The sequence below is a fragment of the Paenibacillus montaniterrae genome (assembly GCF_018403185.1).
Taxonomy (GTDB): Bacteria; Bacillota; Bacilli; order Paenibacillales; family Paenibacillaceae; genus Pristimantibacillus; species Pristimantibacillus montaniterrae.
In genome coordinates this window covers 464,435-487,398 of sequence record NZ_BOSE01000001.1, presented here as the reverse complement: position 1 = coordinate 487,398, position 22,964 = coordinate 464,435, and the positions used below count along the sequence as shown (strand labels likewise).

Here is a 22,964-nt window from a genome sequence, read left to right as displayed (position 1 = left end):
TATACAGTACTATGTTTTTTTCTTTCTGCAATCAGTGTTATAATATAATTGTATATTTTAAGCAGAAAGTGGGAGCAAGATGGGTCGCAAATGGAATAATATTAAAGAAAAGAAAGCATCCAAAGATGCAAATACGAGTCGTGTATATGCCAAATTCGGCATTGAGATTTATGTTGCAGCGAAAAAAGGTGAGCCAGATCCGGAATCTAATCGTGCATTGAAGGTTGTACTGGAACGTGCTAAAACGTACAATGTGCCTAGAGCGATTATTGATCGCGCCTTGGAAAAAGCAAAGGGAAGCTCGGATGAAATTTATTCAGAGCTTCGCTACGAAGGATTTGGCCCGAACGGCTCAATGGTTATTGTCGATGCGCTGACGAATAATGTTAACCGCACTGCGCCAGAGGTTCGTTCCGCATTTAATAAAAATGGCGGCAGCATGGGCGTAAGCGGCTCTGTATCGTACATGTTCACGCAAACAGCCGTTATTGGCATATCCGGTAAAACGGAAGATGAAGTAATGGAGCTGCTAATCGAAGCGGATGTAGATGTGCGTGATATCATTGTCGAGGATGAAGATGTTATTGTTTACGCGGAGCCTGACCAGTTTCAAGCTTTGCAGGACGCATTTAAAGCCGCTGGCATTACGGAGTTCAATGTAGCTGAAATTACAATGCTTCCAAATAATGAGGTGGACTTGCCGGCAGATGCGCAAGCGCAATTCGAGAAGCTGATTGATGCGCTTGAGGATTTGGAGGATGTGCAGCAGGTGTACCACAACGTTAATCTCCAAGACTGAGAGGACGTTTAAAAAGCTGGACTTTGATGACGATGTGGTGCTTCGAAGTGAATTCGACGGCGAATATGTCACGCTACCGAAAGCTCCGGTGCTCACGTAGGTCTGTCTACGCTGCGCTCCTCGCTTTCTAGTATCGTGCCATCTTCTTGGTCCTGAAAGCCCAGCTTTTTAAACCTGATTGGAATGGGGACGTTTAAAAAGCTGGACTTTGATGACGATGTGGTGCTTCGAAATGGATTCGACGGCGAATATGTCACGCTACCGAAAGGCTTATACTTTCGAAGTATGTTTTCTGCGAAAACATTTGAGGTGCTCACGTAGGTTTGTCTACGCTGCGCTCCTCGCTTTCTAGTATCGTGCTATCTTCTTGGTCCTGAAAGCCCAGCTTTTTAAACCTGATTGGAATGAGGAAGTCTAAAAAGCTGGACTTTGATGACGAGGTAAATTACTAATGAAAATGATGGAGGATTGTCATGCATATCGAAACGATTCAGCTATGGGAAGAGTTTCCGCAGGTTACTTTGACAGCTTATATTCCATATGAAGTTGCTAATCAATATCAGCCTTATGCCAAACCTGCTTTATTGATTTTCCCTGGCGGCGGCTATATTTACACCTCTGATCGAGAGGCAGAGCCTGTAGCATTGCGATTCGCTTCGCTTGGATATCGGACCTTTGTATTGCATTACAATACATATCATGGCAAAGCGCCTGTTACGAAAGAGATGGAAGAGAATCCGAATCCGCATGTCAAATTCCCTCAGCCGCTTTATGACGCGGCGAAAGCTATTTCAACGATTCGTAAACGTGCAGCTGAATGGAATATTGATCCAGATCAAATTGCGGTTGCAGGTTTTTCGGCAGGAGGGCATCTTGCTGCAAGCATCGGTGTACACTGGAATAAAGCTTATTTGGCTGAACACCTTGGCGAATCCAATGAGCAGTTTAAGCCTAATGCGCTTGTGCTTGGTTATGCGTTAATAGACAATGTGCTGGCAATCCAGATGATGACAGAGCAGGAACGTGAGAAGTTTAAAGATTTATTCGCTATGATCAACAAAGCGATGTTTGGGGATGCGGAAGCGGATGAAGAGGAGTTGAAGAAATTGAGCCCTGTTCATGAAGTAGGACCGCATACGCCACCTTCATTCTTGTGGCATACCTCAGAGGATGATCTTGTCCTGACTGCACATTCGCTAAGCTTCGCAATGGAGCTTTGCAAGCATCGCATTCCGCATGAGATGCATATTTTTGAAAAAGGCGGGCATGGCTTATCGCTAGCTGATGCAACAACGGCCACACATGCTGACCATTTGCAGCCAGCCGCTGCCAAATGGGTCGAGCTTGCACACCAATGGTTGCAGCTGCGCTTCAAGCCACAAGCATAATATCTTTTTACACTATAAGAAAGGTCAACTCGGTTTTCCAAGCTGCACAGCTGCCAATAGCGGCAAATGATTATGATGCAGTTAGGCTAAGCTGAAGTTGGCCTTTTTTATGGCTGTTCGAGATGGGACAATGATACACAGTTAATCTCTTTAATACATTCAAGTCGTTGATCATTTGTTATAAACAAATCCGCATTAGCTACTAGAGCAGTGGCGACAATTAGTGCATCTGGCGTTTTGATACTATACTTTCCTCTAAGATAAGCTGCTCGTTCTGCAACCAAGTTATCGATCGGTAGGATAGTAAGGTGAGGAAAGTGAGATAATATTAATTTGTACTGTTTTTCCAAGGATAAATTCCCTTCACGAATAGGTTTAACCAGGATTTCCGTTAAAGAAACAGAAGAGGCGACTGCGGAGACAAAACCATTTTATACCTGTTCTAATATTGCTTTTGCCTTCTCGCCAAATTCCGAATGTTGCTCAAAAACATAAATGAATAGATTTGTGTCTAGTGCAATTTTCTTACCACCTTGGAGAAAATTTGATATTACCATTCGTTTCGCTCCTTGCGAACATAATCATCTGCCGGTTCTTGTTCCCAGATTTCTTTTCCAAGTCCCCATAATTTGTCGGAGAAAGATTTTGGTTTCTGCATTACTATGATTTCTTGCCGGACTTCATCATACTGCCAAAGCAATGAGTCACCGATATTAAGTTTTGCTTTCGTTCGTATTTCTTCGGGTATAGTAATTTGATATCTTGTGCGAATTTCACTTTCCGATTTTACTACATGCCCCATATTGATCATCTCCTCAATAAATTCTTATATAATTTGAATTTTTTCCAGCTTCATGCCGATATACAATAGTATAGAAGTACGTGTAATCAACTTTTGTTCCAGGATAGCATAGGAGGGTTTTAAATGTTATGAAGCTAAGCTATAAAGTAAGCGGCATTTGCATCGTATTACTGCTTCTGGCAAATGCTCTGTTTGTTTTTCCATCCCACGCCAAAGCGGCAAAGGAGGGCTACTATTACACATCTGGCAATCGCATTTTAGATAGCGAAGGGAACGAAGCAGTGTGGAATGGCTTGAATTGGTTTGGATTTGAAACGAGCAATTTTGCGCCGCATGGCTTATGGACTCGTAAGTTGGAGGATATGCTCGATCAGGCGAAGCAGCAGGGCTATAACCTTATTCGGCTTCCCTACAGTAATCAGATGTTTGATAAAGGCTCACAAGCAAATGGTATCGACTATTATAAAAATCCAAGCTTAAAAAACCTGACGCCAATTGAAATTATGGATTATTTTATTGAGCAGGCTGGCGAGCGCGGCTTTCATATTATATTGGATCGGCATCGTCCAAGTGCAAGCGGGCAGTCCGAGCTTTGGTACACGGATCAATACTCCGAGCAGCGCTGGATAGACGACTGGGTGATGCTGGCAAAGCGTTATAAAGGCAATCAAATTGTGATTGGCGCTGATTTGCATAATGAGCCGCATGGTGCGGCAAGCTGGGGTACGAATGATCCCAAAACCGATTGGCGGCTGGCAGCGCAGAAGGCAGGCAATGCGATCCTGAAGCAGAATAGCGACTGGCTCATCATTGTCGAAGGTGTGGAATCTAATGTAAAAGGCAAGCAAGGCAGCTATTGGTGGGGCGGTAATTTGATGGGAGTGGAAAAGTACCCGGTCAAGCTTCAGGTTGACAACCGCCTCGTTTATTCCACGCATGATTATGGCCCAGGCGTGCACCATCAATCCTGGTTCAATGAGCGCAGCTTCCCTAATAATTTGCCGGCTTTATGGGACAAATATTGGGGCTACATCAGCAAGCAGAAGCTGGCGCCTGTGCTGGTAGGCGAATTTGGCGGACGTTCCGTAGATAAAAGCTCGCTAGAGGGCAAGTGGCAGCATGCGCTTGTCCAGTATATTCAAGAGAATCAATTATATTGGACCTATTGGAGTCTCAACCCGAATAGCGGTGATACCGGCGGCTTGCTGCTTGATGATTGGAACACCTGGCATAAAGACAAACAGGCGATGCTGAAGCCAATAATGAAGCAGCTTGCGGAAAGCTCACCGGGCAAGAGTGGAGAGAAGCCACCAGGCAACGGATCGTCATCCTCAGCTTCTTCCGGGAACAGTTCAAATGCTAATGATCGCTCGAGTGTAACTGGAGCAGCAAGTAAAATGGGCCAGGTAAGCTGTTTGCTGGAGCGAGCGCCATTGGATTTGCAAGAAAAGCTTAGTACAGAAAAATCCGGCTCGTCTGCAGCTCCTCCGACTGAGCTGCAAACGCTGCAGGTGCAGGCTCAGCTAAACAGCGACGAGAGCAAAGAGCAGGACAGCAGCATTCGTATCGGCGTGCAGCTGAAAAATACTGGCGCTGAAGCTTTAGCGCTTGAACATATTACGATCAGATACTGGTATACCTCCGATACTGAGCAGCAAGTGGAGCAGCAGGCATATGTAGATTATGCCGCACTGGGCAATGAAGCTGTGCAAGCAAAAATAGTCGCTTTAGAGAAAGCACGTCAGCAGGCTGACTATTATATAGAACTAAGCTTCAACGAGCTTGCTGGCCAGTTGCTGCCTAATCAGTCGACTGGCGAGATTAAGCTGCGCTGGAATAAAGCGGACTGGTCGGCATTTACGCTGAGCAATGACTATTCGTACGCGAAGGATTTCAAGGAATATCGGGAGTGGAAGCGAATGACCGTTTATAGTCAAGGTAAGCTCATTTATGGTACTGAGCCAAAGATGAAGTAGTGGCATGCTCCAGCAGCGCCAACATAGAGAACATTACAAATGAGAAGCGCGGCAAAAGCCAAGCTTTGCAAGGAGAAGCGAATTGCGAAAAAAACTAGCCAGAATTACGAAATGGACGTTATTAACGTTGGCCCTCATACTTGTACTATTTATGTTCTTTCCCACGTGGACTCCTGCGATAAAAGGAGAAAACAGCATCAGCCTCTATAAGCAGGTGATGATCAACGGAGCTGATCATCAAATTATGATTAGAGGGGAAGACAAGCGCAATCCTGTCATTATTTTTGTGCATGGCGGACCAGGCTGCTCTGAAATCCCTTATGTTCGGAAGTACCAGAAGGAATGGGAAAAGCATTATACCATCGTGCACTACGATCAGCGCGGAAGTGGAAAGTCTTATAAGTTTAATGAAGACTATTCCCAGCTAACAACGGATGTGCTAGTGGAGGATCTGCTGGCACTGACTGACTATGTGCGGGGTGAGCTGCAGCAATCCAAGGTGCTGCTGATCGGACATTCGTTTGGCACGTATATTGGGACCAAGGCTGCGGCAAAAGCCCCTGACAAATTTCATGCCTATGTAGGAATTGGTCAAGTTGCGGATTCGGTAGCTAGTGAAATGGATGGTTTGAGCTATACGCTTTCCCAGGCTGCGGCAGCAGGCAATGAGAAGGATGTGCAAAGGCTGGAGCAGCTTCGTGAAAGCATTGAGAATGGAGAAAGCTATACGCCGCGTGATTTGGTTCGCAAATATGGCGGAGCAGCAAGGCTGATCGATGATAATAAGGACTACTATGTAGGTTTTTTAACGAGTCCCGAATATAACGGGCTTGATGTGATTCGATATTTGCTGGGTGTAGGCGCAACACAGGAGCTTTTGCTGCGCGAGGAGGCTGAACACCATCTGCCAGCACTTGTAGATCAGCTGGAGCTGCCGACATATTTTGTAATGGGGCAGTATGACTATATGACCTCTGCAAAAGCTGCACAGCAGTTCTTTGATGAATTGCAGGCGCCAGTGAAGGAATTTGTTTTATTTGAGCATTCCGCACATTATCCACAGTTTGAGGAAAAGGATGCATTTTTAGATTGGCTCAATGAGACATTTAGCGAGCTTCATTAAGGTGGCTTTATGAAGGCTCCCTCTACGCCTTTTGGTGTGGGGGAGCTATTTTTGTGCAAATGAACGTTTTTAATGAGCTGGAATATCGGTCCAACAACATGCTATAATAAGTACGCAAAATCTATATTTTGCGCACTTTTGATTTTAAGCGATTTTTTTCTGAAGGATGGACACTTATGCGTCAATTTTTCGTTTGCTGATTTACCAGTATACACCATTTTTTAGCTGAATCATAACAAGGAGCTGCATCAATATGCTGAATGAGCAATACAAGGATTCTGTTACAGCCTTTCAACTGTGGATGAAGCAGGCTGGCTATTCTGATACAACGAAAAAGGAGTATTTGCGAGAGGCACAAAATTTTCTTGCTTATTTGGATGGCATAGAGCTGGATCGAATCAAGAAGCTGACGATTGTCAGCTACCTCGTGCAGGAGAAGCAGCATGTTTCCGATCATGCGCGCAATCGAAGCCTGGCAGCACTGCGTAGCTTTTTCAAGGCAATGCTCGATTTTGAGCTGATGAGCAGCAATCCCGCTCAAGAGGTTAAAAAGTCGAAAACCGAACGCAACCGCAAGCCAATTTATTTGGAGCAAGACCAGCTATCGCAAACTCTGAACTATGTTCACGGCAAATATCGTGACCGCAATATTGCGATTTTGCTGCTGATGGCTTATTCGGGCTTGCGAGTCGGCGAGGTGCATCGCTTGAATCTCTCACACTACGATGAGGAGAAAGGGCTCATAACCGTGCTGGGCAAAGGACGCAAATGGAATGACATTCCGCTCGCACCAGAGGTCAATGCCTATATGAAACGGGTAAAGGTAGAGCGGCTGCAGCCATATCGCAAGCAGGACGATGCTTTTTTCATTTCGCAAAAGGGGAGAAGGCTGTCGATACGGCAAATTCAAAAAATAATTGGTGAAATGTTTAAGCAGATGAAAGCTGAGCAAGCTGAATTACAAGGGCTAAAGCTAAGCTGCCACAAGCTGCGTCATTCCTTTGCCACATTAATGCTGCGAAACCAGATCGATATTCGAATCGTAAAAGAATTGATGGGACATACCTCAATCGAAACGACGATGCTCTATACGCATGTGCATGATGAAGAGAAAAAGCAGGCTGTCGCTTCTATTAATCTGCCGCCGGTGCTTAATCCAAATAACGGGCTCTAATCTCGGGCGTTGGCAGCAGGCACGCTTGCTGCTTGCCGAACCATTGATAGCGATGCTTGGCTACATAGCGATAAATTGGATCGCGGATAAAGGCTGGAATGAGTAGCAGCAACTGAACTAGCGGCCATGCTCGACGCAAATATTTTGCTGCTTTAATTGCGGCCGCAGAATAGACATAAGCTTTGCCGCGATCGACCAACACAAGTGAATCGATTTCGTCGGAAATGCCATATTGTTTTCTTAATGCTTGGCCAAGCTCGCCTTGCTGAGCGGCAAAATAGATATGATGATGCGGGTCCCGTGGAATAATCCATTGCACAGCACCGTTGCAAAATGAGCATTCCCCGTCATAAAGCAGAATCGTTTTATTGGCATGCTGGGCTGTATTCATGCAAATCCCTCATTTCAATAAAATGCTTGCACAAGGCTGTGCACAAACAAAATCGGCAGGAAAGGATGTTTTACAACTCGTGATATTCGCCGTTATTATGATGCTAATCGTATACGCACTATTAGTTTTTTACGTAGGCTGGAGTGGCTATCGTGGTTTAGGAATAAAAGGGAATCGTATTTTTCTTATTGCCTATAGCGCAATTCTATTGCTGCTGTCCGTATCGTTCATATTAGGACGATTTGGTGGAGGATCGGCTGTACTAACGATTATCGGCAACTATTGGCTGGCCTTGTTCAGCCTATCGCTCATGATCTTGCCTGTGATTCACCTTATTATGCTCATTTTACGCTTTACAAGGCTGGACCGCAACAAAATAAGGGTAGCTGCCACGACATTGACACTAGTTCTGTTGCTTGGAACGCTTTTGTATGGCAGCTACATGGCCTATACGCCTAAAGTGAATAGCTACTCGATTAAAATTGACAAAAGCTATAAGCAGGACCTGAACGTCGTCATGTTTTCCGATACGCATTTTGGCTATTTGTCTGGTGCTAACCATGCCAAACGTCTCGTAAAGGAAGTTAATGCGCTCCAGCCTGATTTAATCATTATTCCAGGAGATATTATTGACGATGATCTTGAAATCGTTGAGAAAAAGCAAATTTTCTCAATTCTGTCGCAGCTCGAGGCACCGCTTGGCGTATATGGCTCGCTAGGCAATCACGATAAGTTCCGTGGGAAGATGGATGAGCTGATCACCGCGATTGAAACGTCAAATATTAATATTTTATATGATGAGACGATCATCATTGACGATGGAATTGCCATTATTGGCCGCAAGGATTATTCCGAGGGCGAGCGTGCAACAACGGCTCAGTTAGCAGCCGAGCTTGACCAGCAAATGCCGATTATTTTGCTCGACCACCAGCCTTACGAGTTTGCAGAGGCGGAGCAGGCGGGAGTTGACTTGCTAGTAGCCGGTCATACACATAGAGGACAAATCATGCCGGGAAACTTGATTACACAGCGATTATTTGAAAATGATTGGGGCTATCTGCAAAAAGGCTCACTGCATACAATAGTCTCCTCCGGCTACGGCTTCTGGGGACCGCCAATTCGCATTGGCACACAATCCGAAATCGTGCAAATTCATATCGATTTCAATAATTAACGGCATTAACCAATTCGGTTTCAGCATTCTCCCAAACCAAGCATTGCTTAAAATTGTAGAATATCCCGACAAATTCGCACCAGATTAGCGAACAAGCTGGCGATTGACACTTAACCTGCTGCTTGGTACGCTATTATAGGATTGACCCAGTAATTAATGGCATTAAATAAACATCGAAGTTTAAAAAGCTGGGCTTTCAGGACCAAGAAGATGGCACGATACTAGAAGGCGAGGAGCGCAGCGTAGGTAAAATGCTACGTGAGCACCGGAGCCTTCGGTAGCGTGACATATTCGACGTCGAATAAACTCCAACGGAATCACATCGTCATCAAAGTCCAGCTTTTTAAACCACATCTAAAGGGTGAGCTTTTTTATGCATTGTAAGTCATGCCATACCCCTCTCACTGCCGGCGCAAGCCAATGTCCGCAATGCGGCATTACGAATCCTCAGTCGCTGAGCAAGACGAAGAAAAAATGGCTGTTTATCGCTGCTTTGGCGGCTGTATTGTTGATCGTCGTCATCCCGATGGTCGCGTCGCTGCTCTGGATGCAGCGCAACTAGCAGAGAAGCCTAAAAACGCGAGCTGGACTTTTTAGTCTGGCTCGCGTTTTTTAGACATCAAAGCGAATACGGTGTATTGTACAAAGCGACTGAATTAGAACTGAAAGTATATCCAAAGACAATTTGCATGATTCTGGTTCTACAGCTGCAAACCAAACTCAATCAATCTATATGAAGCACGACTTTGCCTGAGTATTTCCGTTCCAGCAAATTACGAGCTATGGTGCCAATTTGGGTCCAAGGCGCCTCTACTTCAATTCTCGGGATTAACCGCTTTTCTGTGGCCAGTTGGGCCAGCAGCCTCAGATCGTCTGCAGCTGAATGACGAGTGAGTTCCTCACCAAGAAAGAAGCTGTACAATGTTCTTCCTCCGCTGGTCACCAAATTCATCATATCGATCGTTGCCGTATTGGAAGAAGAAAATCCTACTGCAACACAAACTCCTTGGGGTGCTAACTGTGGCAGCAACGCCGCAAGTGTATTGCCGCCAACTGAATCGATGATCAGATCATACGGTCCAAATTGGCTGGCTGATGAAACAGCGGAATATCCAATGATCACTTCGTCGGCTCCAGCTTCCTTAACAAGCTTGGACTTTTCTTCCGTGCTTGCCATACCTACAACGAATGCGCCGGATTGGGCTGCAAGCTGATGGGCGAACAACCCAACCCCACCGCTAGAACCTGTAATGAAAACACGTTTGCCTAGCAGCATGCCGCCTTTGCGGAGTGCATAAAGAGCCGTGAGCCCTGCTACGGGCAGGGTAGCCGCTTCCGTAAAAGTGAGCTTGTCTGGAATTTCGACCAGCATCGATACGGGGGCGGCAACTTGCTCGCTCCAGGCTCCCATCGGCAGCAAACCAACAACTCTGGCCCCTTTTTGCGGACCTTGACCGCTTTGGGCAGGCTCGATAACGATTCCTGCAAAATCCCATCCGGGGCGGCTGGATGCTTCCTGATCCATAGCATCTTTCACTTCACCGCGATTGAGGGAGACGGTTTTAACCTGTACAAGCGCTTCCCAAGGCATGGCCTGCGGGACATCAACTTCCTTGAATGCCAAATGTGACGGGGAAAGCGGATCAGTTACAATGGTACGAATCATATGATTTCTCCTCCTTATATAATTGTGTGTCGATTGATGACTTCCAATTTCAATTAGGAGTATACTTAAAATAATGGTTTGGCCCAAGTGCAGAATTACACTTCAATAAGAGAAGGGGAGAGTAGATGGATATAGATATAGCAGAATCCAGTCTAAGAATCGTAATGGGAGAAATTGAAGCGCTTCGGGTGAAACGCCAGCAAGAGCTTGCTAACCGACCACATCCGTCCTTGAAGCGATTTACCCAACAAGAGCTAAACGACGAGGCTTTTCCTTCGTATAAAAATTTGCTGGTTGGACGAACCCGCCGCATACCGGATCGTCAGACGATTATAAATATTGCAGAATATCTTGAGTGTACATCCGATGAGCGTAATGATTTGCTTATTGCAGCCGGTTATCTTCCGATTTTAACAGAATTGGAGGGAAGATCGTTGGAGCTTGCATTGGATTGGGCTCAGCAAACAATGAGGGACATTGCTTTTCCCGCCATGATCGTCACTCATACACAGGACATCAAGGGGATTAACGAGCCGTTTCGAAGGTTGTTCGATTTCCCTTACGAACGTTCATATGAAGGTTTAATGAATAGGGTCGATCTACATTTTAATCCTGATTTACCAATCCGGTCCCGCTCTACTTTCGACAAATCTTCGTTTGAACAGTGGGAGCAGCACGCGAAAAACGGGATTCTCGCCTTTAAGAGAGCGCATATGCTCTCACGTCACGATGCGTGGTATCAAAAATTGTTTGATAGAGCTCATAAGTATAACGTGGATGAATATTTGAATGTATCGGATACGGGAGCAGTGGGCGATCATATACAAACCATACTGGCCAGAACGGAAAGCTCTGGCGAGCTTGTTCCTGTTCGCTACAGGCAGATTACGATTTCCGAAGGCAGTCGCTTATATCCGCAAATTGTAGTTTTTCTGCCGGTAGATTCTGCCGCCCGCACAGTTTTCGAGAACCTGGGTTGTCCAACTGATTGTTCAATTGTCAACGAAACTGGCAGTGTTAGTTGAATAATAGCAGCGGCAGTCTAACACTTGATTTATCAAGTCATGGCCTGCCGCTGCTTCGTTCATTTCCGCTCAGGCTTTTCATCGGTATTGCCGAAAGCCCCCCAAAAAATAAGCAGGCCAATTGAAATAACAATGACAAGCAAGGGACAGACCAGCACTAAAAACTTATCGAGGTTCATAGCCATGCCTTCCTTTCACATAATCCGTATTGAATAAAAATAATCGAAGCAGCAAATAAAGTGACGGAAGCAACAGCGCCAAGCCTAGAATAAAGGCAATGACGAGCGCCAGCGCCATATTTGGATTCGTAAAATTGTTATAAATGGTCACATACGGATATAAAATGTACGGCAAATGAGCTGCGCCATAGCCATAGAAGGCGAAGCCGAACTGTGCCATGACGAACACGAAGGACCAGCCCAAATGCTTGCTCGTATAGACGCAATAAACTGCAACTGTAAAGCAGACGAGCGACAAGGCAAACATCCACCACAGCTCCAGCATATTGTTGAAATGCTCGCGATTATGAAAATAGATCGCCATAAAGACGAGCAGGCTGCTCAGCAAGGTAGGCAAACTCCAAATAAGCGCGTAATTGCGCACCACACGATAAGCTCCGGCATCGGACGCTTTATGCGCATAATAGCTGAGAAACATCGCGGATATATAAAGCACGCTCACCAGCGCGAGCAGCACCACACTCCAGGAATAGCTGCTCGTAAACAGCTTTTTGGCAAGAAACAGCACCTGTCCCGTATCTGTTACAGTAATATAGCCGCCTTCGGAAATCGTTAACACCGTGGACAATGCCGCAGGAATGAACAAGCCGCTTGCGCCATAAAGCAAATTGTATAGTGGACTGGAGGCTTTTCCGTAAAACGTAAAGGCGTAATAGGAGCCGCGAATCGCTAGCAAAACAATCGCGATACTGCCCGGGATAAGCAGCGCAGTGCCTAAATAAAAGCCGATATCCGGAAAAAAGCCGATAATCCCGACGAAGAAGAAGACGAGAAACACATTCGTCACTTCCCATACTGGCGACAAATAGCGCTCAATCATTTGATGGATCAAATGCCTAGTGCCGCTAATGGTGCTGTAGTACATAAAAAATCCAGCTCCGAAATCAATCGAAGCAACAATCAAATAGCCAAAGAGAAAGGTCCAAAGTACGGTAATGCCCAGCAATTCATAATTCATAGCGTACACCTCTACTGTTTATATAGCGCCAGCTCATCCTCAACCTTGTTCCTCTTGAACATGCGCATGAGAACCCGTGCCGCAGAAACGCCCAATATGAGATAGAGCAGGAAGAACAGCACCAGCATGAGATCGACATGATCGGAGCGCGTTGCTCCTTCCGCCGTTTTCATAATGCCGCGCAATATCCACGGCTGGCGGCCAACCTCGGAAAAAATCCAGCCATGCTCAATTGTCAGCATTGCGATCGGCGCGGCGGCGACTACAAGCGCGAGCAGCCAGCGGCGATAAATATTGCCTCGTTTTCTTGCCAGCTCAACAATAAACGTGAAGGTAATGAGCACAAGCATTGCGACCAGTCCCATTTTCATATCAAATATGTAATGCACCCATAGCGGAGCCCAGTGCTCCTCGGGAAATTGATCAAGTCCTACAACCTCAGCCGCAGGATTGCTGAAGGCGAGAATGCTTAAGCCGTACGGAATTTCCAGCGCATATTTGACGGTATGATCCTCCTGCAGCACTCCGCCTAAAATAAGCGGTGCATGTGTGGACGTCTCAAAATGCCATTCCGTTGCCGCCAGCTTTTCCGGCTGGTAAAGCGCCAAATATTTGCCCGACAAATCGCCAATAATTGCCGTCGCAATCATAAAAACGAAGGAGCATACCATCGTAAATTTTAACGCTTTGCGATGATAGGTGTTATGTTGTCCTTTCAGCAAGGCAAAGGCTGCAATTGCCGCCAGCACGAGACCGCAAGTTAAATAGGCGGAGTCCAGCACATGAGCAACCTTGCTCGGCATCGCCGGACTTAGCATCGCATGAATCGGATTGACATCGGTAATGAGCCCATTTTCATAAGTGAAGCCAACCGGGTAGTTCATAAACGCATTTACGATCGTGATGAACAGGGCAGAGGCGCCTGAGCCAATAACGACCGGGATTAGCAGCAATAGATGAACCTTTGCATTTTTGAAACGATCCCATGTATAGATGTAAATGCCAAGGAATATCGCCTCAAAAAAGAACGCAAATGTCTCCATAAACAGCGGCAGTGCTATCGAATGTCCAGCTACCTGCATAAAGCTCGGCCAGAGCAGGCTAAGCTGAAGCCCGATGGCGGTACCGGTAACAACGCCGACCGCGACGGTGATGACATAGCCGCGCGCCCAACGCCTGGCCAGCAAGATGTAGTGGAAGTCCTTCTTGCGAATGCCGATCCATTCCGCTAGGCCAATATACAACGGAACGCCTACGCCAATGGTGGCAAAAATAATATGAAAAGCTAAAGTTAATGACGTTAACAATCTACTGAATATAACAGGATCATAGGTGTAGAGCAGGCTCATTCTTAGCGCTCCTTATAAATAATGTCGCAGCAGAGCAGTCAGCATAACGCCGCCAACTACGAAGCAGGTCATAATTAGACGCCGCTCCTGCCGCTTAATTTTTTGCTGATTTTGCTGCTCATTATGCTCTTTCATAAACATGTCACTCCTGTCAAATGATGTCGTTCTTATGATGCCAATCCGTACCAAATCTATGCATGCAGCCGCCGTTCAAGGAAATTCACTGCATTAAGCCTTGCAGCTTATGATAAGATACAACTATGCTACATAATAGAGGTGAAGGGATTGCAATCTTATGTTTGGGTAGCTCTAGGGGGAGCGGCAGGCACCGTTTTGCGCGCCATAATTAGTCAAGCCTATCCGCTGCAGCATAACTTTCATATAGTATGGATCAATATTTTAGGCAGCCTGCTGCTTGCCGTTATTTTTACCAGCTTTTCGACTGACAGTGAAGCGCATATGCGAATGAAATGGCTGCTCGGCACAGGGATGATGGGCGGCTTCACGACAATGTCCACCTTTTCGCTAGATGTCGTCAAGCTGCTCGAGGCTGGCCACTATGCAATCGCTGGGCTATATGTGCTTGGAAGCGTAGTTGGGGGAGGGGTAGCAGCTGTAATAGGGATTCTGCTAACAACACTCTTAAAGAGGTAGTTCAAGAATTCGACTTTGATGACGATGTAACTTCTCTGTAGCGTATTCGACGGCGAATATGTCACGCTACCGAAGGCTTCGGTGCTCACGTAGCTTTTGCCTACGCTGCGCTCCTCGCCTTCTAGTATCGTGCCATCTTCTTGGTCCTGAAAGCCGAATTTTTGAACTTTCATTGGAAGTGGTAGTTCAAAAAGTTCGACTTTGATGACGATGCGATCACTTCGTAGCATACTCAACAAGAAATAAGCTACAGCGGAGGAGCAAAGCATCCGAAAAACGAAAGTGGGTCGCCTTTAACATCGTAATGCTACCATAAAAAAATACATAAGGAGCATTACGATTTAAAAAGCGACTGGAGAGATGCTTTGCTCCAGAGCGCTGACTAACTTCTTGAAGCTTGATCGACAACGAAGCTTGAACATGTTAAAGGGGGAGAGGAGCTTGCTTTTGTTGGGAATAGCTGCAATGGGCGCGATCGGCGCATGCTTAAGATTTTATTTCGGCCAGCGGATTCGTTGGAACGCAGCCAAGGATTTTCCGTTTGCCACGCTTGTTATTAATGTGACAGGCTCGGCGCTGCTTGGCATGTTGTGGAGCATGTACGAGCTCAATGCTATTGGCGAGCTGCTATGGCAGCTGCTGGGGACCGGCTTATTGGGCGCCTATACGACGTTTTCTACGTTCAGCTATGAGCTCTTCTCGCTGCTGCAAAAAAAGCGGATCATCGCAGCCAGCCTGTATTTGCTTGCTACGGTTGTGCTTGGCATAGTGGCGGCTGCTAGCGCACGTGTAATCGTTCATATGGTTGCTTTGAATTAAAGCTAATCAAAATGCCCTCGTTTTGAAAAGAAGCTTGATCAAAACGAGGGCATTTCCCGGCTATCTGCCTGTGCAGCTCTCACATTATAACTCTTTTAGCATTGTATATTTTCGGTAGGCTTTATAGAAACTGTTAGCAAAGAATACGCCCATAATGATAGGAAGCAACCTCAGAAGGGCAAATGGGGTTTCAAATATAAATGCTTTCCAAAATAATGACCCTTCCATGCTCCAGAGACCTTCAGTTAAATATAAAGCTGAATCCTTGTAAATCATAAAAGAAAAAGTTAAAAATATGATAGTAAAGCCAGAAGAATAACCCATCCACCTTTTATAGTAATTTCGCTTTGATTGACGATCCGAGAAAATTTCAATTTGATCATCAGCTTCTTTTTGCCAGTATTGTATGCCACCAAGCGAGGAGCCGTTTATATAGTTCCAGCCGAAATCTTCGTATAACCCTTTGTAATCGTTAAACTTTTTCGCTGATAAATAATCCTGATAATCCAGCCGCATCACATATTTTTTGTCTGTTTTTTCGAAAGTGTATATACCTAATTTGCTTATATTCGTACAGCGATAGCCTTTTTGTAATTGCTCATTGAGCCATTGCTCCTCTTTTTCAATATCAAAAAACATCTTAAATTTCTTCATCCGTTTCACTTCCTTCGTACAGGGATAAAATATGCATTAACCTGCTTTGCTCCATTTTCAAAATCGCTTTTCCTTCCGCAGTGATCATATAAACCTTTCTTCGACCTGACTCTCCAACAGGCTCAATCCAGCCATGCTTATCCAGGTTTTCAAGCGCGCCGTATAATGTGCCCGCTGCTAAAATAACCGTGCCGTTGCTAATCTGTTCGATTTTTTGCATAGCGGCATAGCCATGGAGCGGCTCGCGCAGAGCTAATAAAATATAATGCATGGTTTCAGACAACGGTAATAATTTATGCTTCATAAAACTCACCTCTATTCAGTCCAACTATATAGTTCAACTTAATAATAAGATAATTCAGTTCAACTGAATAGTCAACCACTTCTTCAAATTATATTGTCAAACTTATTTGCCACTGATTTGCGATTATCTATTGACAACGCTACCATTTTAGGCAATAATGAACGCGTGTACATCATTAGTGCACGGTCGAATGAAAATGAATAGAGGAGAGAGTGTCATGTCCAATCAAGCAAAGCCTAACCAACCATTAGTTACTCATATTTATACAGCAGATCCTTCTGCACACGTGTTTAATGGCAAGATATACATTTACCCATCTCATGATCTCGATCATGACGGACCAGACAATGACAATGGCGATCAATATAAGATGGAGGATTATCATGTGTTCTCCATGGATGATGTCGATGGGCCAGTAGTCGACCATGGCGAGGTGCTGCATGTTCGCGATGTGAAGTGGGCAAGCAAGCAGATGTGGGCGCCGGATGCCGCTTTAAAAAATGATACGTATTACTTGTATTTCCCTGCACGCGATCATGACGGAATTTTCCGCATTGGCGTAGCAACAAGCAAAAACCCTGAAGGCCCGTTTACACCTGAGGACAACTATATTGAAGGCAGCTTCTCGATCGATCCGGCTGTTTTTGTTGACGAGGATGATCGCGCGTACATGTATTTTGGCGGCCTATGGGGCGGCCAGCTGGAAAAATGGCAAACAGGAGAATTTGTAGCCGATGCTCCAGACCCAGATGTAAACGGACCTGCGCTTGGACCAATGGTGGCGGAATTGAACGATGATATGCTTGGCTTCAAGTCAGCGCCGCAAGAAATCAGCATTGTAGACGAGGACGGAAATCCGCTGCTTGCTGGTGACGAGGAAAGACGCTACTTTGAAGGGCCTTGGATGCATAAGTATAACGGCAAATACTATTTAAGCTATTCTACAGGCTCAACACATTACCTTGTATACGCTATAAGTGATTCGCCTACAGGCCCATTCGTTTACAAAGGCAGAATTCTTGAGCCGGTCATCGGCTGGACAACGCATCATTCGATCGTGGAGTTCAAGGATAAATGGTACTTATTCTATCATGACAGCTCATTATCAGAAGGCGTTAACCATAAGCGCTGTATTAAATTTACTGAGCTTAAATACAACGAAGACGGAACGATCGTGACAATTAAGCCGTATGGCGATCAGGAATAGTCGAAGAAACAATTATCGCATATAGGGGCTTCCTAATAGAAATAAGACGGAAAATTGCTTTCCGTCTTATTTTCATTACAGGGCATAATGGACCGTTTTGATTTACTAACTATGCAAGGGGGAGCATTCTACGCCACCTGAACAAGCCTTAACGGATCGTTTTAAGCGCCTTGCTCCAGCTTAGCAATTGATCGAGCATGCCATTGAGATTTGTCAAATGCAGCTCCTGCGGCTTGAACTCTGTACCATTTACGAAATCTGTAAACAAAGAAAGGGCCGGATGAACGCGTACGTCAGCTATTTGCAGCTCGCCTAAAATGCCGCGCAAATGCTCGGCAGCGCGCGCTCCGCCAACTGAGCCGTAGCTGACAATGCCTGCAGCCTTGTTATGCCAAGCTTCACGCGCATAATCAAGCGCATTTTTCAAAGCGCCGCTAATGCTATGGTTGTACTCGGATACGATAAATACAAAGCCATCCAGCTCAGACAGCTTCGCATTCCAGCGTCCAGCCTGGTCGGATGCATCAGCCTCGCCCAGCAGAGGCAGGCGATAATCCTTAATGTCGACAATTTCATATTGCGCGTCGCCGCGTTGATCTGCAATTGATTTCACCCAGTCGCCAACCTGCGGGCTTACTCGTCCTTCACGGGTACTGCCTAAAATAATCCCTATTTTTAAATCTGACATCCTGTACCTCCAACTAAGCTGTTTTATTTTTAGTATGGTGGAAAAGGAGGGAGAATATACAAATAGAGAATGTTAAGCTTCCTAGTTTCGATATCGTGCAGCAGGGTGCTGCTCTGGCAGCCTTGTTTTTCCTTTGCCGAATAAGCGCTCGCGTAACGTTTGCTCTGCATATTCAGTACGATAAAGCCCTCTCGCCTGCAGCTCAGGCACGACCAATTCAACGAAATCAGCTACCGTACCGGGCATAATGTAGCGCTCAAGATTAAAGCCGTCAATGCCAGTTTCCAACATCCAGCTTTCCATTTCATCGGCAATCTGCTGTGCTGTTCCTGCAATTCGAATTCCGCGAAATTCCTTAGCTGCAAAATCGTCGATTACCTGCTGCACAGTAAGCACATGCTCGGCATGTCTCGTATAGCGTTCGGTATGAGACTTTCCTTTTTCTGAGTTGACAGCCTGGAAAGGCGCATTCGGATCAAGCTCCTTCAGGTCTATGCCAGTCGAAGAGTAGTAGGTGAGCAGGGCGGCATCTCTGCTGCTGTAGGCTTGATAGTGCGCCAGCTTTTCTTTGGCTGCCTGTTCAGTATCGGCCACAATAGCGGAAAGACCAGAAAAAATTTTAATATCCTCCGGCTGGCGCCCATGCTTAATAGCTCTCGCTCGAATATCATCGACCTGCTTCTTTAAAGCTACCTTTGTAGGAGCCTTCAAAAAAATTCCTTCCGCATGCTTTGCTGCAAAATCGCGGCCTCGTTCGGAGCTGCCAGCTTGGAAAATGACCGGCGTGCGCTGAACAGAGGGCTCACAAGCATGAGCAGCCGTCATTTTAAAGTACTTGCCATGATGCTGAATCTCATGAATTTTGGCTGCATCGGCATAAAAGCGCTTCGCTTTATTGACAGTTACCGCTTCATTCTCCCAGCTTGCTTCAAACAGCCTGTAGCTCACATCTAGAAACTCTTCAGCCTGCTCATAACGATCTTCATGGGATAGAGCTTCTTCTCTGCCAAATGCCTTGGCTCCGCTCGCAGCGCCTGTCGCCACAACATTCCAGCCAATTCTTCCGTTTGTCAAATGATCCAGCGTCGTAAAGCGGCGTGCATGGGCAAATGGCTGCTCGTAGGTTGGCGAAGCTGTAGATACAAATGCTAGATGCTTCGTTGCAGCAGCCAGGGCGCTAATCGCCAGCATAGGATCGTTGGAGGGCGTATAAACCGCCTCACGATAAGCAAGCTCTCGTTGCAAGTCCGGGTATCCATATGAATCGGCAAAAAAGATAAAATCGAACTTTCCTTTCTCCAGAAGCTGCACGAGTTCAATCCAATACTGCAGCTCCTTATAGCGATAGCTTTGATTATCCGGATGTGCCCATAGTCCTTGCGTCATTTGGTTAGGCGTATGAATATCGAATAAACCCAAATGCAATTGTTTTTTGTCTGGCATGATTACGTTCAATCCTTCCAAAATATATTTTTCCTATCGGAATAGACGTTTTTAATAGCATAGCGAATCATGCGCAGGCTGTACAATTGAAAAATATAAAGGACGAATTTAAAAATATTAAATGCTGCTGGCTGTTCAAGCCTCATACGTTGCTGCATACCGTTTGATTTCCTCTATCAATTCCTCAGTAATTTTATTTTTAGGAGCTTTGCGGGTCATGATGCTAAGCTGCGGACCTTCTATCAGACCGTTGATCGGTTTTGCCACTACGCCTCGCAAGCCGTCTGTCACCATGACCTTGGGAGCAAGCGAAATTCCCATGCCAGCTTGAACAAAATGCTTGAGCACTGTAATTCCGTCCACGACAATCGGACTGCGCTGCAGCTCGCCAATTTTATTGCTAATTATTTCTTCAATCTTCATTCGAAAGTAGCATGTTCCAGGCGTCAGCAAAAAGGTCTCGCCGCTGAGCTCCTTCAAGCTGACATTCTCTTGCTTGCTAAGCAAATGATCTTCAGGCAGCAGCAGTACAAACGTCTCCTTCAATAGAGGAATGTAAGTCAAATCTATATGACTATCATTATGATTGCAAACTGCGATATCGATTTCGTCCTCTAGCAGCATGCGGATCAATTCCTTCGTCGTCTGAATTCTGACCTGAACCTGCACATTCGGCTTTTTTTCGGTGAAGGACCGTAATATGGCAGGCAGTCTGCTGCTGGCAGTCGGCTCCGAGGCGCCAATTCTTACAAAGCCGGCATCTCCATTTATATAGTCATGTAGTACAACATTAAGCTCATCATATTCCTTTAGCAGCTTGCGTGTGCGCTCATGGAACAAGCGACCAGCATTCGTTAATGAAATGGTTTTGCCGCGTTCAAATAGCTTGAAGCCCAGTTCATCCTCAAGCTTTTTTATTTGAAAGGTAACCGTAGGCTGGGAATACTGCAGCACTTCTGCAGCTCGTTGAAAATTCCCATATTTTACGATGGCATCAAACGTTTTAATTAAGCGGATTTCCATGCTGTTGCTTCCTCTCTTAAAGATTATTAAATTCAGAATTTAAATTTTTCAATTATACAACTCAAAGATTTTTCATTATTATATCAAATATATCCTATTAAAACACTAGGAATACACAAGATTCAAAAGTCTATCATTCATATTGGAGGGTTATTACATGTCAAACAGTCTTTATACGAGAAAATCACCCAGCTTTTCCGCAAAGCTTGTTGAGCTGGCACCAGAATCATTCCAAGCTTTTGGCGAGTTTAACAAGCATGCCTTGGGCGCAGGAGCACTATCAGTTAAAACGAAGGAGCTGATCGCAGTTGCTGCCGCACATATCACAGGCTGCCCTTATTGCATAGAAGCGCATGTTGGCAAAGCGAAAGGAGAAAATGCGGAATTCCAGGAGCTGCTTGAAGCGATTATTGTTGCAACAGCTGTCAGCGCCCATTCTACCTTCTATAATGCAAGCAATGCTTGGAATGCTTACGCTGGAAGCGCAGGGGACGAGCTTTATCCACGCAGCAATCTGCAGCTCATTGAAAAGCTGGAGGAGACGAATGAGGAGCAATACACTTTGTTTGCAGCGTATGTCAATACTGCACTGAAGCCCAAGCTCGTTTCTGCCAAGGAAAAGCTGCTGATTGCTGTAGGCTCAGCTCATATTACAGGCAATCCATACAGCCTTGAGCTTTTTACACAGAAGGCGAAAGAGGAAGGCATTACTCTTCAAGAAATAACGGAAACGATTTTAGTTGCGACTGCACTAAAAGCAGGATCGGCATTGGCCCATCGCGTGAACGCCTTGGAGGCATATGAACGATCCTGAACGGAAACCAGATTGCAAGAAAGAAAGGAAGTGGCTTGTATGAACAAGCTGTCAGCAGCACTGACACAATTGCCGACATGGGTGAAAAGCGAGGTAGTGGCATGGAGAAGACAGCTGCACCAATACCCTGAATTAAGCTTCGAGGAGCACCGTACAGCCCAGTTTATAAGGGAAACATTAGCAAGCTTCAACGGCTTTGAAATCAGCTCGCCAACCGCTACTAGTGTGGTGGCGAAGCTTAAAGGAGCGCATCCCGGCCGGAAAATCGCCTTCCGCGCCGATATTGATGCGTTGCCAATCAAGGAGGAAACGGAGCTGCCATATGCCTCGCAGCATGAAGGCGTAATGCACGCTTGCGGCCACGATGGTCATACTGCAATACTGCTCGCGGCCGCAAAAGCATTGAGCGAAAGCAAGCATCTGCTGCATGGAGAAATTGTGTTCATATTCCAGCATGCAGAAGAGCTGCCTCCAGGCGGGGCGGAACAGCTAGTTGCAGCAAACGTGCTTGATGGGGTAGAGCTTATAATCGGGCTGCATCTGGCGAGCCAACTGCCAGTTGGGAAGATCGGCATCGTATATGGAGAAATGGCGGCTTCACCCGACAACTTTACAATAACCGTGCATGGCGCTGGCGGGCATGCTGGCTTTCCTCATACTGCGATTGACCCGATTACGACCGGGGCGCAAATTGTAACAGGCTTGCAGCATATCGTATCGCGCATGACAAATCCACTGGAGAAACTTGTCGTGTCGATTACACAATTTACGGCTGGAGCATCTCACAACGTAATCCCGGATAAAGCGACCATTAAAGGGACCGTGCGCAGCTTCAGCAGCGCGGTGCGCGAACAGGCTCCAAAGCAAATCCAAGCCTTGATTGACGGGATCGCCAGCGCACATGGCGCTAAAGCCGAGTTGCATTATGTGTACGGCTATCATCCTGTCGTAAATGATGATCAGGTAACAGCGCTAGTCGAAAGCACCGCCGGCGAGCTGCTTGGGGAGGAAGCGATCCAACACAGTCCTCCTGGCATGAGCGGCGAGGATTTTTCAGCTTACCAGCAGATCGTGCCTGGCGCTTTTTTCAATGTTGGCGCTGGCAACCTGCAGTCAGGCATTCACTATCCGCATCATCACTCCAAATTCAACATAGATGAACAAGCTTTAGAAATCGGCACGCTGCTGTTTATTGAGCTAGGACGCAAGCTACTGCACAAGCAAGAGCACTGATGCGAAGCCTTATGCAAAAGTCAAGATATACAAACGACAACAATTAGGATATATTAACTTT

Annotated in this window: 25 protein-coding genes and 1 pseudogene; 13 read left to right on the top strand and 13 right to left on the bottom strand. The window is 45.9% G+C overall.

Annotated elements, in window-relative coordinates; all coding sequences use genetic code 11:
* Positions 1-79: 79 nt before the first annotated feature.
* Together KJS52_RS02345 and KJS52_RS02340 are read left to right on the top strand one after the other, a co-directional pair.
* On the top strand, positions 80-799 hold the full coding sequence (locus KJS52_RS02345; protein WP_213513018.1) for a YebC/PmpR family DNA-binding transcriptional regulator: 720 nt from the start codon (positions 80-82) through the stop codon (positions 797-799).
* A gap of 473 nt (positions 800-1,272) precedes the next feature.
* Positions 1,273-2,187, top strand: coding sequence for an alpha/beta hydrolase (locus tag KJS52_RS02340; RefSeq protein ID WP_213513017.1), 915 nt, complete (start codon positions 1,273-1,275; stop codon positions 2,185-2,187).
* 107 nt (positions 2,188-2,294) lie between these two features.
* Here KJS52_RS02340 and KJS52_RS27865 read toward each other — a convergent pair.
* Together KJS52_RS27865 and KJS52_RS02330 are read right to left on the bottom strand one after the other, a co-directional pair.
* Positions 2,295-2,588 (bottom strand): annotated as a pseudogene (locus KJS52_RS27865) (type II toxin-antitoxin system VapC family toxin); the annotation flags it as partial.
* Positions 2,589-2,737: 149 nt separating this feature from the next.
* Positions 2,738-2,989, bottom strand: a complete 252-nt coding sequence (locus KJS52_RS02330) for an AbrB/MazE/SpoVT family DNA-binding domain-containing protein (protein ID WP_213513016.1) — start codon at positions 2,987-2,989, stop codon at positions 2,738-2,740.
* Positions 2,990-3,117: 128 nt separating this feature from the next.
* Between KJS52_RS02330 and KJS52_RS02325 the strand changes: the two genes are divergently transcribed.
* From KJS52_RS02325 to KJS52_RS02315, 3 genes are all read left to right on the top strand, one after another.
* Positions 3,118-4,965: a cellulase family glycosylhydrolase gene (locus KJS52_RS02325; RefSeq protein ID WP_213513015.1), complete on the top strand. Its 1,848-nt coding sequence runs from the start codon at positions 3,118-3,120 to the stop codon at positions 4,963-4,965.
* A gap of 82 nt (positions 4,966-5,047) precedes the next feature.
* Positions 5,048-6,088 carry an alpha/beta fold hydrolase gene (locus KJS52_RS02320; protein ID WP_246563065.1) on the top strand — a complete coding sequence of 347 codons (1,041 nt, stop codon included), beginning with the start codon at positions 5,048-5,050 and terminating at the stop codon, positions 6,086-6,088.
* A 253-nt stretch (positions 6,089-6,341) separates the two neighbouring features.
* Positions 6,342-7,262, top strand: coding sequence for a tyrosine-type recombinase/integrase (locus KJS52_RS02315; protein WP_213513014.1), 921 nt, complete (start codon positions 6,342-6,344; stop codon positions 7,260-7,262).
* Here KJS52_RS02315 and KJS52_RS02310 read toward each other — a convergent pair.
* On the bottom strand, positions 7,240-7,653 hold the full coding sequence (locus tag KJS52_RS02310) for a thiol-disulfide oxidoreductase DCC family protein (RefSeq protein ID WP_213513013.1): 414 nt from the start codon (positions 7,651-7,653) through the stop codon (positions 7,240-7,242). The genes KJS52_RS02315 and KJS52_RS02310 overlap by 23 nt on opposite strands.
* 79 nt (positions 7,654-7,732) lie before the next feature.
* Here KJS52_RS02310 and KJS52_RS02305 point away from each other — a divergent pair, with 79 nt between their 5' ends.
* Positions 7,733-8,827, top strand: coding sequence for a metallophosphoesterase (locus tag KJS52_RS02305; RefSeq protein WP_246563063.1), 1,095 nt, complete (start codon positions 7,733-7,735; stop codon positions 8,825-8,827).
* Between the two features lie 373 nt (positions 8,828-9,200).
* Complete coding sequence (locus KJS52_RS02300) at positions 9,201-9,389, top strand: hypothetical protein (RefSeq protein WP_213513012.1); 189 nt, start codon at positions 9,201-9,203, stop codon at positions 9,387-9,389.
* A gap of 162 nt (positions 9,390-9,551) precedes the next feature.
* Here the strand turns inward: KJS52_RS02300 and KJS52_RS02295 are convergent, their stop codons facing one another.
* A complete protein-coding gene (locus KJS52_RS02295) occupies positions 9,552-10,493 on the bottom strand; it encodes a zinc-binding dehydrogenase (protein ID WP_213513011.1) in 942 nt (313 codons plus the stop codon).
* 125 nt (positions 10,494-10,618) lie between these two features.
* Here KJS52_RS02295 and KJS52_RS02290 point away from each other — a divergent pair, with 125 nt between their 5' ends.
* Entirely contained in the window at positions 10,619-11,518 is a 900-nt protein-coding gene (locus KJS52_RS02290) for a hypothetical protein (protein ID WP_213513010.1), read from the top strand.
* A 59-nt stretch (positions 11,519-11,577) separates the two neighbouring features.
* Here the strand turns inward: KJS52_RS02290 and cydS are convergent, their stop codons facing one another.
* From cydS to KJS52_RS27615, 4 genes are read right to left on the bottom strand one after another with little or no spacing between them, the layout of a single operon-like run.
* Positions 11,578-11,697: a cytochrome bd oxidase small subunit CydS family protein gene (gene cydS, locus KJS52_RS27960; protein ID WP_444980910.1), complete on the bottom strand. Its 120-nt coding sequence runs from the start codon at positions 11,695-11,697 to the stop codon at positions 11,578-11,580.
* The gene (locus tag KJS52_RS02285; RefSeq protein ID WP_213513009.1) at positions 11,684-12,715 is read right to left on the bottom strand and encodes a cytochrome d ubiquinol oxidase subunit II; all 1,032 of its coding nucleotides are present in this window, start codon (positions 12,713-12,715) and stop codon (positions 11,684-11,686) included. The genes cydS and KJS52_RS02285 overlap by 14 nt, the downstream gene beginning before the upstream one ends.
* An 11-nt stretch (positions 12,716-12,726) precedes the next feature.
* A complete protein-coding gene (locus tag KJS52_RS02280) occupies positions 12,727-14,064 on the bottom strand; it encodes a cytochrome ubiquinol oxidase subunit I (protein WP_213513008.1) in 1,338 nt (445 codons plus the stop codon).
* 12 nt (positions 14,065-14,076) lie between these two features.
* Positions 14,077-14,199 carry a hypothetical protein gene (locus tag KJS52_RS27615; RefSeq protein ID WP_281425536.1) on the bottom strand — a complete coding sequence of 41 codons (123 nt, stop codon included), beginning with the start codon at positions 14,197-14,199 and terminating at the stop codon, positions 14,077-14,079.
* A gap of 141 nt (positions 14,200-14,340) precedes the next feature.
* Between KJS52_RS27615 and KJS52_RS02275 the strand changes: the two genes are divergently transcribed.
* Positions 14,341-14,718 carry a fluoride efflux transporter FluC gene (locus KJS52_RS02275; protein ID WP_213513007.1) on the top strand — a complete coding sequence of 126 codons (378 nt, stop codon included), beginning with the start codon at positions 14,341-14,343 and terminating at the stop codon, positions 14,716-14,718.
* Positions 14,719-15,159: 441 nt separating this feature from the next.
* The gene (crcB, locus tag KJS52_RS02270) at positions 15,160-15,537 is read left to right on the top strand and encodes a fluoride efflux transporter CrcB (protein WP_213513006.1); all 378 of its coding nucleotides are present in this window, start codon (positions 15,160-15,162) and stop codon (positions 15,535-15,537) included.
* A gap of 84 nt (positions 15,538-15,621) precedes the next feature.
* Here the strand turns inward: crcB and KJS52_RS02265 are convergent, their stop codons facing one another.
* Positions 15,622-16,191: a DUF2812 domain-containing protein gene (locus KJS52_RS02265; protein WP_213513005.1), complete on the bottom strand. Its 570-nt coding sequence runs from the start codon at positions 16,189-16,191 to the stop codon at positions 15,622-15,624.
* On the bottom strand, positions 16,178-16,495 hold the full coding sequence (locus KJS52_RS02260) for a PadR family transcriptional regulator (protein ID WP_213513004.1): 318 nt from the start codon (positions 16,493-16,495) through the stop codon (positions 16,178-16,180). The genes KJS52_RS02265 and KJS52_RS02260 overlap by 14 nt, the downstream gene beginning before the upstream one ends.
* A gap of 217 nt (positions 16,496-16,712) precedes the next feature.
* Here KJS52_RS02260 and KJS52_RS02255 point away from each other — a divergent pair, with 217 nt between their 5' ends.
* Entirely contained in the window at positions 16,713-17,702 is a 990-nt protein-coding gene (locus KJS52_RS02255) for a glycoside hydrolase family 43 protein (protein ID WP_213513003.1), read from the top strand.
* Between the two features lie 148 nt (positions 17,703-17,850).
* Here the strand turns inward: KJS52_RS02255 and KJS52_RS02250 are convergent, their stop codons facing one another.
* The 3 genes from KJS52_RS02250 to KJS52_RS02240 all read right to left on the bottom strand — a co-directional run bounded on the left by KJS52_RS02250 (position 17,851) and on the right by KJS52_RS02240 (position 20,856).
* Entirely contained in the window at positions 17,851-18,390 is a 540-nt protein-coding gene (locus KJS52_RS02250) for an NADPH-dependent FMN reductase (protein ID WP_213513002.1), read from the bottom strand.
* Positions 18,391-18,471: 81 nt separating this feature from the next.
* Positions 18,472-19,833, bottom strand: coding sequence for an LLM class flavin-dependent oxidoreductase (locus KJS52_RS02245; protein ID WP_213513001.1), 1,362 nt, complete (start codon positions 19,831-19,833; stop codon positions 18,472-18,474).
* Between the two features lie 135 nt (positions 19,834-19,968).
* Positions 19,969-20,856: a LysR family transcriptional regulator gene (locus tag KJS52_RS02240; RefSeq protein ID WP_213513000.1), complete on the bottom strand. Its 888-nt coding sequence runs from the start codon at positions 20,854-20,856 to the stop codon at positions 19,969-19,971.
* A 157-nt stretch (positions 20,857-21,013) separates the two neighbouring features.
* Between KJS52_RS02240 and KJS52_RS02235 the strand changes: the two genes are divergently transcribed.
* Positions 21,014-21,670, top strand: a complete 657-nt coding sequence (locus tag KJS52_RS02235) for a carboxymuconolactone decarboxylase family protein (protein ID WP_213512999.1) — start codon at positions 21,014-21,016, stop codon at positions 21,668-21,670.
* Positions 21,671-21,709: 39 nt separating this feature from the next.
* The gene (locus tag KJS52_RS02230) at positions 21,710-22,903 is read left to right on the top strand and encodes an amidohydrolase (RefSeq protein WP_213512998.1); all 1,194 of its coding nucleotides are present in this window, start codon (positions 21,710-21,712) and stop codon (positions 22,901-22,903) included.
* Positions 22,904-22,964: the final 61 nt, after the last annotated feature.

Coding starts and splice junctions, on each gene's coding strand:
- KJS52_RS02250 (WP_213513002.1), bottom strand. CDS start 18,390: ATGTCAGATTTAAAAATAGGGATTATTTTAGGCAGTACCCGTGAAGGA.
- KJS52_RS02340 (WP_213513017.1), top strand. CDS start 1,273: ATGCATATCGAAACGATTCAGCTATGGGAAGAGTTTCCGCAGGTTACT.
- KJS52_RS02295 (WP_213513011.1), bottom strand. CDS start 10,493: ATGATTCGTACCATTGTAACTGATCCGCTTTCCCCGTCACATTTGGCA.
- KJS52_RS02345 (WP_213513018.1), top strand. CDS start 80: ATGGGTCGCAAATGGAATAATATTAAAGAAAAGAAAGCATCCAAAGAT.
- KJS52_RS27615 (WP_281425536.1), bottom strand. CDS start 14,199: ATGAAAGAGCATAATGAGCAGCAAAATCAGCAAAAAATTAAGCGGCAG.
- KJS52_RS02245 (WP_213513001.1), bottom strand. CDS start 19,833: ATGCCAGACAAAAAACAATTGCATTTGGGTTTATTCGATATTCATACG.
- KJS52_RS02330 (WP_213513016.1), bottom strand. CDS start 2,989: ATGGGGCATGTAGTAAAATCGGAAAGTGAAATTCGCACAAGATATCAA.
- KJS52_RS02280 (WP_213513008.1), bottom strand. CDS start 14,064: ATGAGCCTGCTCTACACCTATGATCCTGTTATATTCAGTAGATTGTTA.
- KJS52_RS02240 (WP_213513000.1), bottom strand. CDS start 20,856: ATGGAAATCCGCTTAATTAAAACGTTTGATGCCATCGTAAAATATGGG.
- KJS52_RS02325 (WP_213513015.1), top strand. CDS start 3,118: ATGAAGCTAAGCTATAAAGTAAGCGGCATTTGCATCGTATTACTGCTT.
- KJS52_RS02265 (WP_213513005.1), bottom strand. CDS start 16,191: ATGAAGAAATTTAAGATGTTTTTTGATATTGAAAAAGAGGAGCAATGG.
- KJS52_RS02285 (WP_213513009.1), bottom strand. CDS start 12,715: ATGAATTATGAATTGCTGGGCATTACCGTACTTTGGACCTTTCTCTTT.
- KJS52_RS02230 (WP_213512998.1), top strand. CDS start 21,710: ATGAACAAGCTGTCAGCAGCACTGACACAATTGCCGACATGGGTGAAA.
- KJS52_RS02290 (WP_213513010.1), top strand. CDS start 10,619: ATGGATATAGATATAGCAGAATCCAGTCTAAGAATCGTAATGGGAGAA.
- KJS52_RS02255 (WP_213513003.1), top strand. CDS start 16,713: ATGTCCAATCAAGCAAAGCCTAACCAACCATTAGTTACTCATATTTAT.
- KJS52_RS02300 (WP_213513012.1), top strand. CDS start 9,201: ATGCATTGTAAGTCATGCCATACCCCTCTCACTGCCGGCGCAAGCCAA.
- KJS52_RS02310 (WP_213513013.1), bottom strand. CDS start 7,653: ATGAATACAGCCCAGCATGCCAATAAAACGATTCTGCTTTATGACGGG.
- KJS52_RS02315 (WP_213513014.1), top strand. CDS start 6,342: ATGCTGAATGAGCAATACAAGGATTCTGTTACAGCCTTTCAACTGTGG.
- KJS52_RS02235 (WP_213512999.1), top strand. CDS start 21,014: ATGTCAAACAGTCTTTATACGAGAAAATCACCCAGCTTTTCCGCAAAG.
- cydS (WP_444980910.1), bottom strand. CDS start 11,697: ATGAACCTCGATAAGTTTTTAGTGCTGGTCTGTCCCTTGCTTGTCATT.
- KJS52_RS02260 (WP_213513004.1), bottom strand. CDS start 16,495: ATGAAGCATAAATTATTACCGTTGTCTGAAACCATGCATTATATTTTA.